This is a genomic window from Brenneria tiliae (genome assembly GCF_023347575.1).
Classification (GTDB): Bacteria; Pseudomonadota; Gammaproteobacteria; order Enterobacterales; family Enterobacteriaceae; genus Brenneria; species Brenneria corticis.
Genome location: NZ_JAKPCB010000101.1, coordinates 259784 through 273377, shown reverse-complemented (window position 1 = coordinate 273377; position 13594 = coordinate 259784). Strand labels below are relative to the sequence as shown.

At 56.8% G+C, this 13594-nt stretch carries 10 protein-coding genes; 3 read left to right on the top strand and 7 right to left on the bottom strand.

Features of this window, described 5'->3' with window-relative positions:
• Positions 1-105: 105 nt before the first annotated feature.
• From MFP24_RS18145 to MFP24_RS18125, 5 genes are all read right to left on the bottom strand, one after another.
• Positions 106-468 (bottom strand): YibL family ribosome-associated protein, encoded by a 363-nt coding sequence (locus MFP24_RS18145; protein WP_136164700.1) that lies wholly within the window; start codon positions 466-468, stop codon positions 106-108.
• A 96-nt stretch (positions 469-564) separates the two neighbouring features.
• Entirely contained in the window at positions 565-1095 is a 531-nt protein-coding gene (locus MFP24_RS18140; RefSeq protein WP_249231686.1) for an MltR family transcriptional regulator, read from the bottom strand.
• 177 nt (positions 1096-1272) lie between these two features.
• Entirely contained in the window at positions 1273-2421 is a 1149-nt protein-coding gene (locus MFP24_RS18135; protein ID WP_249231685.1) for a mannitol-1-phosphate 5-dehydrogenase, read from the bottom strand.
• A 61-nt stretch (positions 2422-2482) separates the two neighbouring features.
• The gene (locus tag MFP24_RS18130) at positions 2483-4396 is read right to left on the bottom strand and encodes a PTS mannitol transporter subunit IICBA (protein ID WP_249231684.1); all 1914 of its coding nucleotides are present in this window, start codon (positions 4394-4396) and stop codon (positions 2483-2485) included.
• A gap of 364 nt (positions 4397-4760) precedes the next feature.
• Positions 4761-5477, bottom strand: coding sequence for a DUF3053 domain-containing protein (locus MFP24_RS18125; protein ID WP_249231683.1), 717 nt, complete (start codon positions 5475-5477; stop codon positions 4761-4763).
• A 404-nt stretch (positions 5478-5881) separates the two neighbouring features.
• Between MFP24_RS18125 and MFP24_RS18120 the strand changes: the two genes are divergently transcribed.
• The 3 genes from MFP24_RS18120 (at position 5882) to MFP24_RS18110 (ending at position 9766) form a co-directional block, all read left to right on the top strand.
• Complete coding sequence (locus MFP24_RS18120; RefSeq protein WP_249231682.1) at positions 5882-6844, top strand: helix-turn-helix domain-containing protein; 963 nt, start codon at positions 5882-5884, stop codon at positions 6842-6844.
• Between the two features lie 80 nt (positions 6845-6924).
• Positions 6925-8382, top strand: a complete 1458-nt coding sequence (locus MFP24_RS18115; RefSeq protein ID WP_249231681.1) for an APC family permease — start codon at positions 6925-6927, stop codon at positions 8380-8382.
• 22 nt (positions 8383-8404) lie between these two features.
• A complete protein-coding gene (locus MFP24_RS18110) occupies positions 8405-9766 on the top strand; it encodes an aminotransferase class III-fold pyridoxal phosphate-dependent enzyme (protein WP_249231680.1) in 1362 nt (453 codons plus the stop codon).
• A 53-nt stretch (positions 9767-9819) separates the two neighbouring features.
• On the opposite strand, the gene MFP24_RS18105 is transcribed toward MFP24_RS18110, so the two are convergent.
• Together MFP24_RS18105 and glyS are read right to left on the bottom strand one after the other, a co-directional pair.
• Positions 9820-10965 carry an iron-containing alcohol dehydrogenase gene (locus tag MFP24_RS18105; protein ID WP_249231679.1) on the bottom strand — a complete coding sequence of 382 codons (1146 nt, stop codon included), beginning with the start codon at positions 10963-10965 and terminating at the stop codon, positions 9820-9822.
• Positions 10966-11519: 554 nt separating this feature from the next.
• Complete coding sequence (gene glyS, locus MFP24_RS18100; RefSeq protein WP_249231678.1) at positions 11520-13589, bottom strand: glycine--tRNA ligase subunit beta; 2070 nt, start codon at positions 13587-13589, stop codon at positions 11520-11522.
• Between the last annotated feature and the right edge of the window lie 5 nt (positions 13590-13594).

Here is a 13594-nt window from a genome sequence, read left to right as displayed (position 1 = left end):
AGGCATAGTCATCCCGCGACGGTCATCCCCGCCACTGCCCGTCATTCCCGCGGCAGCAGGCGGGAATCTGCGGACATGACGGAGGAGAAGGACGGGAGGCGCGGCCTAAAAGGGTTTTGGCGCGTAGCCCGTCATCTCTTTCAGGCCCATTTCACGCCCCAGCGCCGTCATGGGGTGCACCACCACCAATCCGCGTACGCTTTTCTTCAACGCGCCCAAATTGGCCTGCTCTTTTTTGCTGATGGCGCGGCTAAACGGCAGACGGGTCAGCTTTTGCGCTTCCAGGCTGAGCTTCTGCTCTCTGACATTACGCAGGCGCTCAATTTCCGCCGCCAGCTTCCCGCATGCTTCCTGATTAAGGGTTATCGCTTCCGCATCCCCTTGTTCCAGCAGCGTGACCTGCTTACGGTTCAACTTATCCAACTGATCGCTGAGGCGTTTTATTTCTGCTTTTTCCTGCTCTTTCATAACCTAATAAACCTATGTACGGGGAGAATCATGCGGGGGCACAAGCATACACTAAACCGGTTGCCGGTGCAGTGGACGAGGGAGGAGAAACAGCGGTCAAAAGGCTTTTTTCAAGCTGATTTGGGAAATCAGCTCCGTGAGCGACAGCACCAGCGTGGAGCGAACCATCTGCTGATAACGCTGTTGGCGCATACTAATCAGCAACCGATCCCCCGGGTCGCCGCCGGCGGGCAGGGGCGGCTCGGCGGGCAGCGCGCTGACGCAGTGCAATTCGCCAATCGGGCCGAGAATTTCATCATCGGTAAAGCGGTAATCACGCTCGTCGTGCGCCAGCTCTTCACCCAGCGCCATCAGCAATTCGGCATCCTCATACTCATTACGGCTGATCATCCCCAATCCGTAAATCAGCTTGAGGCGCACGGAAAGCGCGCCCAGCGGACCGCTTCCCGTCATCAGCGGCTCAACCGCATATTTTACCGCATAGTCATCCTTGCGAAACACCTGCAACATCAGGATGCCGGCCGCCTCGGCCAACAGCTCAACGGCCCGCAGCATAAAGCTGCGCACCGTCGTCGCCGCATTCAGCGCTTCCAGCACCCGGTTTTCAAACGCCTGTGTTTCTTCCATCGTCCCTTCTCGTACCTTTAGCCCGCGCACAGATCGGTCCCACCTCCGGTAATATGGCTCGCCGGCGAGTGCGGCGACATCGGTTATATCCGACATCGCCTGCTCCCAACATCAAGGTTGCGAACGCCCGCGGGAATCAGGCCAAGGCAAAACCTGCCTTGTGCCGAGACGCGCCGATCACCGCATGGCGTTATACACATTCACCGCCTGCGCGACAACCTTACTGTCGGCGTCCAGACCGGAAATCTGCGCCAGCGCGGCCTGCGGCCCCAGTTTTTGCAGCAGTGCGGCCAGTTCCTGCGCCTGCGGATCCTGCTCGCTGCGGTAATGCATCGCCGCCGCGATACCGATAATCAGGTTGTCGTGCGGCAGTTGATATTCCAGCGTCCCCAGCAGCGGCTTAATCAGCCGGTCGCCGGCGCTCAGCTTACGCAGCGGCTGGCGCCCCACGCGCTCCACGTCATCGTGCAGGTAGGGATTTTCAAAACGGCCAAGAATCTTATCGATATAGGCGGCGTGTTTATCGGCGTCAAAACCGTAGCGTTTAATCAGCACCGCGCCGCTCTCTTCCATCGCCCCTTTGACCACGGCGCGCACCTGCGGATCGAGAATGGCGTCGCGGATGGTCTGATGTGCGGCCTGCCGGCCCAGATAGGCGGTAATGGCATGACCGGTGTTCAGCGTAAACAGCTTGCGCTCGACGAACGCCATCAGGTTATCGGTCAGCTCCATACCGGGGATGGCCGGCGGCTCTCCGCTGAACTGGGTCCGGTCGACGATCCATTCGCTGAAGGTTTCCACCGTCACCGCCAGCACATCGCTGCTGCCGGCCTCGGAAGGCGGCACGATACGGTCGACCGCGGAGTCGACGAATCCCACGTGCTCCGCCACCCACTCCAGCTTATCTTGCGGCAGCAGTTTCAGCACGTGCTGCTTAAGCTGGCTGGTGCCGCGCACCATATTTTCACAGGCGATAATATTCAGCGGCCGCGCATTGCCGTTATCCTGACGTTTCACCAGCCCCTGGGCGATGGTCCCGGCAATCTTTTCCAGAATCTGCGGCCCGACGGCCGTGGTAACCAGATCGACGTCGGCAATCAGCGCCGCCGCTTCCTGGCCGCCGCTGTGAACCGCGCTCACGTTACTGACGGTTTCGGTCTGCGTTTGCTCTCCCACAATACGCACCTGATAGCTTTTGCGACTATTCAACGCCTCCAGCAGCGGCTGGCTGACGTCGGCGAACGTCAGTTCGATATTGGCGTCGGCCAACAGCTTGCCGATAAATCCACGGCCGATATTACCGGCACCGAAATGTAATGCTTTCATTATACTTACCCTTTTAGAACGAAGAAAAAAGAGGCCGCCCGCGGGCGGCGCTACCCTATAGTCAGGCGTTCTTTTTACCGGACAGCAGGTCAAGCACTTCCTGCGCGTCCTGGGTATGCGTCAGGCGTTCAATCACCGCTTCATCATCCAGCGCATTGGTCAGGCTGGTAATTACCTGAATGTGCTCGTTATTACGGGCGGCGATACCGATAACCAAACGCGCGACGTCATCCTCGCTCTCGCCGAAACGCACGCCGTCGGGGTACTGGCAGAACACCACGCCGGTTTTCAGTACCTGGTCTTTCGCTTCGATGGTGCCGTGCGGCACCGCAATGGATTCGCCCAGATAGGTGGAAGTCAGCTTTTCACGCTCCAGCATGGCATCCACGTATTCCGGCTTGACAAAGCCGCCCTGCACCAGCTGCTCGCCGGCAAAACGAATGGCCTGTTCTTTATCCGCCGCGTGCTGATTAAGGAAAATATTCTCGGCGCCGAGCTGGAACAGATTTGGCGCTGCAGCGGCGTCGGCCGGCGGGGCAACCGCCGCGGGCTGGTCAGAAGCTTCGCCCTGCGCCGCGGCAAGACGCGCCACCAGATCGCTGTACAGTTGGCTGTCGAGGAAATTGGTCAGCGAGATATGCTGCGCCTGCGGCGCATGGCGCAGGGCGCGTTCGGTGAGATCGCGGTGGGTGATCACCAGATCGACATCGTCCGGCAGGTTGTTGATGGCGTTGTTGGTCACCGAAATATTGCTTAGCCCGGCATCCTGCACTTTTTTGCGCAGCACCCCGGCCCCCATGGCGCTGGACCCCATGCCGGCATCACAGGCGACGATGATTTTACGTACCGTGCTCAGGTCGCCGCTAACGCCGCCATTGGCGCGGCTTTGGCCCTTGGAGGTCGCTTTCATATCCTGCACCCGGCGGGTGGCCTCGCCAATATCTTCCTCGCCCTTGTTTTTACCGCTTTTCAGCAGAACGGCGGCAACGACGAAGGAAACCGCGAAGGCCGCCGCAATCGCCACTACGTTGGCGAAATAGGCGCCTTTCGGCGTCATGGCCAATACCGCCAGAATAGAACCCGGCGACGCCGGAGAGATCAGGCCGCCGTTCAGCAGGCTCAGCGTAAATACGCCGGTCATCCCGCCCAGGATCACCGCAATAATCAGCCGCGGGTTCATCAGCACATAAGGGAAATAAATTTCGTGGATGCCGCCGAAGAAGTGGATGATCGCCGCGCCCGGCGCGGACTCTTTCGCATTGCCGCGGCCAAAGAACATATAGGCCATCAGCACGCCCATACCGGGGCCTGGGTTAGCCTCGATCAGGAAGAAGATGGATTTCCCGGTCTCCGTCGCCTGCTGAATACCCAGCGGCGAGAAAATGCCGTGGTTGATGGCGTTGTTGAGGAACAGAATTTTTGCCGGCTCAACGAAAATAGAGGTCAGCGGCAGCAGGCTGTTCTGCACCATGATCTTGACGCCGGCGGCCAGAACCTGGGAAAAGACTTCGACCAGCGGACCGATGGCCAGAAACGACAGGATCGCCAGCAGCATACCGATAATGCCGGCGGAGAAGTTGTTGACCAGCATTTCAAAACCGCTTTTGATTTTGCCGTCAACCAGGCCGTCGAAACGTTTAATCGCCCAGCCGCCCAACGGGCCGACGATCATGGCGCCGAGGAACATTGGAATATCCGTACCGGCAATCACCCCCATGGTGGTGATCGCCCCGACCACGCCGCCGCGTTCGCCGAACACCAGGCGGCCGCCGGTATAGCCGATCAGCAGCGGCAGCAGATAGCTAACCATCGGCCCGACGAGTTTCGCCAGCGTCTCGTTGGGGATCCAGCCCGTAGGTATAAACAGTGCGGTAATAATACCCCAGGCGATAAATGCGCCGATATTGGGCATCACCATGTTGCTCAGAAAGCGACCAAAGTTCTGAACTTTGATCTTGATATCTGGTGAAAGCATAAAAACACACCCCTATTGAAACGCGCTGACAATAAGAGCGCGTGATAATTATTGTGAGACGGTATAACGCCTATCCGCCGGTGTTACTGTATGTAACGCGGACTCTAGCACTCCGTTTCAATAGCGCAACATGGCGGCATTTTTGTGACATAAATCACACAAACACCCCACACCAACGATACAAACAGGTGACTCAGTTCACAAAAAAAGATAAAAAATTAAAAAAATGGCAAGTTTGGGGATGGCGTTCACGCCATATATGTGATGAACGTCACATTTTAGAGATGGGTGCTTGTTTGTTTTATGCGACGCAAATCACAATTTATTTTCATTGCGTCGCCGGATTAGACGTATGGCGGGGTAATTATGGACGGAGAACGCCGTTTACTCCTTTCAGCGCGGTCATTAAATTCCGTTGCTGAATCGGCAGGTTGGCGACCATGCTGTTGTATTGCGCCACCTGCTGGGGCGTATGAAACTGCACCGTTGCTTCACCGAACACCACCCGATCGCCCTGGGCCTCAAGGTAATCCCCCACCTGAATCAGACTTTGCGCAAAGGCGATGGCGCTGGGGACGAGCGGCAGCAATGCATTGGTCGGCTGCGTGACGGTCCGCGTATACAGCCGTTCATAGGCGACCTGTAATTCTTCCGGCTGTTTGAGCGCGCGGCGGGCATTATCCGCCTGGGCTTTTGCGGCCTGTACCTGCTGCCCCAGCAGATTCAGCGCCCCGATGGACTGTCGCAGGTTGTCGCGCTGCGACAGATAATCCCGCGGGACGCGAATACGGGAGATCTGCTCCAGCAGCGGCGTCAGGCTCCCCGCCACCGCTTGATTCACCTGCTGGGAAAAGGTGGTCAATACCGCGTAGTCATTGATAAAAGGGCCGAAGCTCTTCTTTTGTTCTTCGGTGAGCGCCGGTAATTTGCCATCCTGTTGCAGTTGGACGCTTTGCAGAAAATCGGTAAACGCCCGGCGTTGATCGGCCTCGGAGTCACCGCAGCCGGCCAGCTGCAACGCCATAAAAAACATCAGTGCCGGCAGCAGCCAGCGTGAACGATATTCCATCAATCCTTTCATTCCATACCCCTGTTTTGCATGCTTGTCGATGGTCGTGGTTAGCGCATAGAGAACACGCCGCAAGCGTGTTTCGGATAACCGTAAGCATAGTCGAATCAGTCAGTTCATGCCGCAGCGCGAAAAGCGGCGCCCCCCCGACACGCTTGCCGCAACGGCCTGTCAAGATGATGGCGGACGGGAGCATTGCTTCAAAAATGAGCAATTCATCTATATTGGTGCAGCGGAAAAGAGGGTTTTATGCCGGCATAGCGAGAAAAATATATTTAAACCTTAACCAGGCCTGATTTAAAAATCAAAATCCCGCTATTTCTTATTTGAAAGATAAAAATTCTGCCAGATTTCGATATTTTCCTGGCTTGATTTTTGCTGATCTTTGTTACCCTCTTTTCAGGTAAGGACAGATTATGGAACTCACTTCTTATTCCAGTCAGCAGAATGGTTTCCGTTGCGCCTCGCATATTCAAGAGCTGGCCCAGCATAGTCAACTCCTTACCGACTGGTCATTACGCTACGACCAGATTTCGCAGGGCCGATTCGAAGGCGAGATTAAAGAAGCCTGGCTGGACGGCGTGCAATTTTACGAAGAGCGGCTGTCGCAATCGGTGTTTCAAAGCGGTGAAGGCCGCGCGGATACGCTCTGTTTAGGGGTATTCAACGCCCTGTCGGGCGACACGCGCTGGATGGGTAAAAATCTGACGTTGCAGGATGTCACCTGGTCTTACAAGCGCGGCGAATTGATGCTGCAAACGCCTGAGTACTCTTCATTGCAGGTATTAAGTATCCCGCTTTCCCTGATCCCGGACATAATCGATGAATTACCGCATGCGGTTTACGCCGTCAGGAACGACGCGTTGGCGTCACGCATCAGGCAACAGATAACGGCAATGCTCCACAGCATGATAGAGCATCCGCTACAGATGGCGGAAAAACAGGCCAGACTTCAGTTCAAGAGCGACATCAGAGGATTGGCGTTCTCCTTTTTTGACGTGATCGGCAAACATCCCCCGGCGGTAAAACATTCGCGCCAGAAAGCGCAGCGCGTTGTGGCCAAAGCGCAGGAAGCGCTGATAGCCAACCGGGACCGGCCGCTGACCATGGATGAGCTATGCCTGATGACGCACACTTCCCGCCGCACGTTACAGAACTGTTTTGAGACGGTGACCGGGCAAAGTCCGGCGGTTTTTCTCAAAAACATGCGGCTGAACGGCGTGAAAAGGATGCTGGTGATGGGTAATGAAGCCTCGAATATCAGCGAGATCGCTTCAAAATGGGGATTTTGGCACCTGTCTCAGTTTACCGTCGATTATAAACGTCTGTTCGGCGAACTGCCGTCCCAGACCCTTAAAGCCATTCGCTGCCCCGGCTAAAATGTTTGCCAGATTTCGATAACGGCAACGTCCCACTGCTTCATAGACTGGCCATGATCCATCAGCAAGGGGACGGGAACATGGCAAAGCACAATTTTCCGCAACAAAATCGGTATCCGCAAAAAAATCAGCTTCAGAAAGGCAGTCTGGGACTGTGGTCGATCATCTTTTTCGTCATTGCGGCCGCCTCGCCGTTAACCGGGGTTATCGGGGGACTGCCCGTCGCCTTTATGGCGGGAAACGGCGCCGGCGTACCGGGCGTATACGTTCTGGCGGGGATATTGCTGATCGTTTTCAGCTTCGGATTTATTGCCATGAGCCGCTACGTGGTCAATGCCGGCGCGTTTTACGCTTATATCGCCCAGGGACTGGGCACCCGCTGCGGCATCGCCGGATTAGGCATCGCCCTGCTGGCCTATACGGCGATACAGCTTGCCGTCACGGCCATGTTTGGCTTCTTTTTCTCGCAGTTCCTCCACGTTCAAACCGGGATGGCTATTCCCTGGTGGCTGTTTTCACTGGCCATGCAGATTCTGGTGGTGGCGCTCGGCATCGCCAAGGTCGAGCTGGGCGGCAAGGTGCTCGGGGTATTGATGCTGCTGGAAGTCGGTATCGTGCTGCTGGCGGATGTCGCTATCTTCACGCGGCCGATCGCCTTCGAGTTAAGTTCGTTCAGCCTGGCAACCGTATTTCATGGCGATATCGGGATCGCCATGATCTTCGCCATCTGCTCTTTTGTCGGATTCGAAGCCACGGCGATTTACTCGGAAGAGTGCCGTGAACCGGGAAAAGTCATCCCTCGCGCCACGCTGCTGGCGGTGACGTTGATTACCGCCTTTTTCGCACTGACCGGCTGGGCGTTCGTGCAGTATGCCGGTTCGGCAAATATCGCGACAATGGCGGCACAGGATCCGGGCATGTTCGTCTTTAGCGTGACGGAGAGCGTACTGGGTCCCTGGGCGATCCATGTGATGTCCATCCTGCTGCTGACCAGCCTTTTTGCGGCGGCGCAGGCGTTTCACAATACCCTTTCACGTTATTTATTCGCCATCAGCCGCGACGGCCTGGCGTGGTCGAAAATGGCGAAAACGCACCCGAGGCACCAAACGCCCTATGTGGCAAGCATTGCTCAGGGCGTCTTTATGTTTTGCGCAACGGCGCTGTTTGCCCTCGCCCGGCTCGACCCGATGGCGCACGTCTTTTCCTGGGCGTCGGCACTGGGCAGCATGTCGATTCTGCTGTTGCAGCTTTGCGTTTCCGTCGCGGTGGTGGTGTATTTCCTGCGCCACGCATCGCTGCGGGTTTCCCTGTGGAGCCGGCTGATCGCCCCGGTTATCTCAGCGTTCGGCATGTCGGCGGCGCTGATCATGGTGGTCGGCAACCTTGACGTATTGAGCGGCTCCGCCTCCCCCGTGGTTTCATCCTTGCCTTATCTGGTGCTGATCGTCGCATTGGGCGGCTTTCTGGGCGCGCATTTTTTGCGCCGTCTGAATCCGCAACGCTACTCGCGAGTAGGTCAAATCGTCGAAAGCCTTTAATAACTTTTCACGGAGTATTGCTATGACTATGCCGAACACCTCCGCCGGGAATAGCGGCTACCGCTTCTGGCACCCAATGGCCCACCCCAACGACTGGTCGGGCCGCGATCCGCTGCGCATCGTCAAAGGCGACGGCGTGTTTATCTGGGACGACAAAGGCCGGAAAATGCTGGATGGCTTTGCGGGATTGTGGTGCGTCAACGTCGGCCATAACCGCCCGGAAGTAAAAGCCGCCATCGCTAAACAGATGGATGAGCTGGCGTACTACCAGTTGTTTGACGGCGTGAGCCACCCCGCGGCGGAAAAGCTGGCGAACAGGCTCGTCCAACTGACCCGGCAGGAAGACATGAGCCGCGTACTTTACGGCCTGGGCGGGTCGGACGGCGTGGAGACGGCGCTAAAGGTCGCGCGTCAATATTGGATATTGCAAGGCGAACCTCAGCGCACCCGTTTTATTTCGCTAAAAAACGCCTATCACGGCGTCCATATGGGGGGAACCTCGGTCTCCGGGCTGCCGGTTTATCGCCTGAACTACGGCCCCATGCTGGAGGGCTGCACCCAGATTGAATCACCCTGGCTCTATCGCAATCCCTGGAACTGCGACGATCCCATTGAGCTGGGCAAGCTGGTCGCCGCACAGTTGGAGCGTGATATTCTTTACTACGGCCCGCAAACCATTGCGGCCTTTATCGCCGAGCCGATACAGGGCGCGGGGGGCATCATTGTTCCGCCGGCCAACTTCTGGCCTTTGGTGCGGGAAGTATGCGACAGGTACGGCGTACTGTTGATAGCCGACGAAGTGGTGACCGGCTTCGGCCGCAGCGGTTCGATGTTCGGCTCCCGCGGCTGGGGCGTCAAACCCGATATCATGGTGTTCGCCAAAGCCCTGACGGCGGGCTATGTACCGCTCTCGGCCACCGTGTTCAACCAGCGTATTGAAGCAGCCTATCTGGAAAACCGTGATGCCCGCGGCCTGCTGATGACGGGTTACACCTATGGCGGTCATCCGCTGGCCTGCGCGGCCGGGCTGGCGGTGCTGGACATTGTGGAGAACGAAAACCTGCCGGCTAACGCGGCGCATATGGGGGAATATTTACTGGGTCGGCTGCAATCCTTCGAGCAGCGCTTCCCCTCCGTCGGCGACGTGCGCGGCAAAGGGTTGATGATCGCGCTTGATCTGGTTGAAGATAAAACGACCAAAGCCTCCCTGGCGGCCGATAATAATCTGGCTTTTCGTATCGCCGAGGCAACCCGCGATGCGGGGGCGGTGGTTCGTCCGGTTGGCCCGAAACTGGTTTTGGCGCCGCCGCTGGTGATTGATAAAGCCGGTTGCGATCTGCTGGTATCGGCGCTGCAAACCGCTTTTGAACAGCAGGATAGATAAACAAAAAAACGTCCGCGAGCGGAAAGCGGCTCGCGGACGTTAACCGTACGGGGTTAATTGCCGTAATAGGAGACGGTATACAGTTCCTTCATATCCTCCACTTGCGGATTGCCGGGATTGGTCAACGTACAGGGATCGGCCAGCGCATTGCTGCTCATGCGGTCGAGCACCTTATTGAATTTCTCTTCGCTGAAATCCACTTCATCGCACTCGCGCAGCGTGTCGGGAATATTTAGCCGGTGATTCAGATCGCGGATGGCGGCGGCCAGATTGATAATGCCGAAACGTTTTTCAATCAGCTGATATTTATTGGTCCAGTGGCTGTTGTACTGAATCACGTACGGCAGCATTATCGCGTTGGCCAGACCGTGGGTAACGCCGAATTCGCCGCCGAGCTTGTGCGCCAGCGAATGGATAATCCCCAGAGAGGCGTTGGTAAAGGCGATGCCCGCCAGCGCCGAGGCGTTATGCATATGAAAACGGGCCTGCATATTGTCCGGCGACAGGTAAGCGGTTTCCAGATTCTCAAACACCAGCCGAATGGCCTCCAGCGCGTAAGGGTCGGTAAACGAGGTGGCGGCGGTGGACACATAGGCTTCCAGCGCGTGGGTCAACACATCCATGCCCGAATGGGCGGTAATGTGCGGCGGACAGGTTGCCGGAATGGCCGGGTCGAGAATGGCGATATCCGGCACCATATCTGCGGCGACGATGGGGTATTTAATATGGCTTTCCGTATCGGTAATCACGGAAAAGGCGGTAATTTCCGAAGCCGAACCGCTGGTGGAGGGAATGGCGATGAATTTGGCCTTGTTGCGCAGCGGCGGCATCGAGCCTACCGGCAGAATATCCTCCAGCGTCAGATGCGGATGCTCATAGAAACACCACATGACTTTCGCCGCGTCAATCGCCGACCCTCCGCCGATCGCCACGATCCAGTCAGGGTTGAATTCCAGCATGGCTTTGGCGCCGCGCTGCACCGTGGCCACCGAGGGATTGGGCTCCACGTTATCAATCAGCAGGCTCTCCATTCCCGCCTGCTTGAGCAGTTGCTCGGTTCTTGCCAGGAAACCGTGCCGTTTCATCGAGCTGCCGCCGGTCACAATCGCCGCTCTGCTTCCCCGCAGAGTCGCCAGCCGCTCCAGCGCATTTTCACCGTAGGTGATATCACGCGGAATAGAGAAATTAATGAAGCTCATAACAATCTCCTGTAATTGAAAAACTATTAGATTCAGAAAAATAAAATAGCGTTACAGTCGACCTACAAGCGTTAACGTTTTCACCACAGACAAGGATGGCGGGTTATTTTATATTTTTATGCGCCATATAAAGTCGAAAAACTATGCGTTATGAATATAAGCCGACAGTAACTTTACCCTTTAGAATAGTGTGGCATCCAATTTTATCGCCGAAGATAAACGCATCGGATTGTATTTTATGCGCGCTGCCATATGGGTATTATAAGCATAGACAGAAAAAATGAATTGTGACCTTGATTGTGTTTTAATAAAAATGAAAAGGTGGAATTTATACACAATACACTGATTTATAATGTTATTTAAATAAGTAACTTAAATGAGATTAATTAAAATCCGCAAAAAAAAAAGAAATAATGCCCAGGGAAAGTATTATTCGACGATGGGAAGAGGTTAATTTTATGCTGTTAAAGGGAAAATTTAATGTTAATAAACCTATCCTGAACATTTAACTAACGCCAATGCTCAGGACAGGTTTTAATTATGACGGCTGCTAATTATTGCAGCACAGAGATATCCGCCACTTTCAGGAACAGGTTTCGCAGCTCATTAAGCAAGGTCAGGCGATTAATGCGCACCCGTTGATCCTCGGCCATCACCATCACCTGCTCAAAGAACGCGTCAACCGGTTCACGCAGCGCCGCCAGCTCCGCCAGCGCTTCCTGATAACGTCCCGCGGCGAACAGCGGCTCCAGCTTGTCGCGCAGCACCACCACATGCGTCGCCAGCCTGATTTCCGCCGCGTCTTTCAATACCGACGCATCAACGCTCGCTTTCAGCGTATCGCTGGATTTCGCCAGAATATTGGACACGCGTTTGTTGGCGGCAGCCAGCGCGGCGGCGGCTTCCAGGGTACGGAAATGGCTCACCGCCTTCACCCTGGCGTCGAAATCCGCCGGACGGGTCGGCCGGCGCGCCAGCACCGCCTGAATGGTGTCCACACTGTGGCCCTCTTCCTGATACCAGGCGCGGAAGCGGCCGAGCATAAACTCAATCACCTCGTCCACCGTCCTGACATTGGTCAGCTTGTCGCCATACAGGCGCACCGCTTCTTCCGTCAGGGTTTGCAGATCCAGCGGCAGGCGCTTCTCGACGATGATGCGCAATACGCCTAACGCCGCGCGACGCAACGCAAACGGGTCTTTATCCCCTTTCGGATGCTGGCCGATGCCGAAAATCCCCGCCAGCGTATCCATCTTGTCGGCGATCGCCAGCGCGCAGGCCACCGCGGAGGAAGGCAGGTCGTCGCCGGCGAAGCGCGGCTGATACTGCTCATTCAGCGCCACGGCGACGTCTTCCGCCTCACCGTCGTGACGCGCATAGTGCATGCCCATCACGCCCTGGGTGTCGGTGAATTCAAACACCATATTGGTCATCAGGTCGCACTTGGACAACAGCCCGGCGCGGGTGGCGTGATTCACATCGGCGCCGATCTGTTCGGCAACCCAGCCCGCCAAGGCCTGAATACGGTCGGTTTTGTCTCGTAATGAACCGAGCTGCTGCTGGAACAGCACCGTTTCCAGACGCGGCAGATGATCTTCCAGCCGTTTTTTGCGGTCGGTATTGAAGAAGAACTCGGCGTCCGCCAGACGCGGCCGCACCACTTTTTCATTACCGGCGATAATCTGCTGCGGATCGCCGGATTCAATATTGGCGACGAAAATAAAGTTCGGCAGCAGCCTGCCGCCGTCGTCATAGACCGGGAAGTATTTCTGGTCGCCCTTCATGGTATACACCAGCGCTTCCGCCGGCACGGCGAGGAATTTCTCTTCAAATTTGGCGGTCAGCACCACCGGCCATTCCACCAGCGAGGTCACTTCCTCCAGCAGGCTGTCGCTCAGATCGGCGTTGCCGCCGATGTTGCGCGCGGCCTCTTCGGCATCGGCTTTGATTTGGGTTTTACGCCGGTCGTAATCCGCCACCACCTTGCCGCGCTTCAGCAGAATGTCCGGATATTGATCGGCATTGTCGATGGTGAATTCCGCCTCGCCCATAAAGCGGTGGCCGCGCAGGGTGCGGGCGGAATCAATACCCAGCACCCGCCCCGGGATCAGTTCGTCCCCCAGCAGCAGGGTCACGGTATGCACCGGACGCACAAACTGGGTTTCTTTGTCGCCCCAGTGCATCAGTTTCGGGATCGGCAGCTTAGCCAGCGAGGCGTTGACCATGCCCGCCAGCAGCGCCTGGGCCCGTTCGCCTTTGACATGCGCGCGGTATAACAGCCATTCGCCTTTATCCGTCGTCAGCCGTTCGGCCTGATCGACGGTGATGCCGCAGCCGCGCGCCCAGCCCTCGGCCGCTTTGGTCGGCTGGCCGGCGGCGTCAAACGCCTGGGCGATCGCCGGGCCGCGTTTTTCAACGGTACGGTCCGGCTGCGCGGCGCTCAGGCCGGGCACTTTCAGCGCCAGACGGCGCGGCGCGGCAAACCACTTCACGTCGCCGTGAGTCAGGCCGGCGGCATCCAGTTCCGCGGTGAAATTGGCGGCGAAAGATTCCGCCAGATTACGCAGAGCCTTCGGCGGCAGCTCTTCCGTGCCGATCTCCACCAGAAAAGTCTTGTCAGTCATGGCTG

What these genes read in the sequence shown, in the direction of transcription:
- MFP24_RS18145 (WP_136164700.1), bottom strand. Translation starts at nt 468, where the DNA reads ATGAAAGAGCAGGAAAAAGCAGAAATAAAACGCCTCAGCGATCAGTTG.
- MFP24_RS18140 (WP_249231686.1), bottom strand. Translation starts at nt 1,095, where the DNA reads ATGGAAGAAACACAGGCGTTTGAAAACCGGGTGCTGGAAGCGCTGAAT.
- MFP24_RS18135 (WP_249231685.1), bottom strand. Translation starts at nt 2,421, where the DNA reads ATGAAAGCATTACATTTCGGTGCCGGTAATATCGGCCGTGGATTTATC.
- MFP24_RS18130 (WP_249231684.1), bottom strand. Translation starts at nt 4,396, where the DNA reads ATGCTTTCACCAGATATCAAGATCAAAGTTCAGAACTTTGGTCGCTTT.
- MFP24_RS18125 (WP_249231683.1), bottom strand. Translation starts at nt 5,477, where the DNA reads ATGAAAGGATTGATGGAATATCGTTCACGCTGGCTGCTGCCGGCACTG.
- MFP24_RS18120 (WP_249231682.1), top strand. Translation starts at nt 5,882, where the DNA reads ATGGAACTCACTTCTTATTCCAGTCAGCAGAATGGTTTCCGTTGCGCC.
- MFP24_RS18115 (WP_249231681.1), top strand. Translation starts at nt 6,925, where the DNA reads ATGGCAAAGCACAATTTTCCGCAACAAAATCGGTATCCGCAAAAAAAT.
- MFP24_RS18110 (WP_249231680.1), top strand. Translation starts at nt 8,405, where the DNA reads ATGACTATGCCGAACACCTCCGCCGGGAATAGCGGCTACCGCTTCTGG.
- MFP24_RS18105 (WP_249231679.1), bottom strand. Translation starts at nt 10,965, where the DNA reads ATGAGCTTCATTAATTTCTCTATTCCGCGTGATATCACCTACGGTGAA.
- glyS (WP_249231678.1), bottom strand. Translation starts at nt 13,589, where the DNA reads ATGACTGACAAGACTTTTCTGGTGGAGATCGGCACGGAAGAGCTGCCG.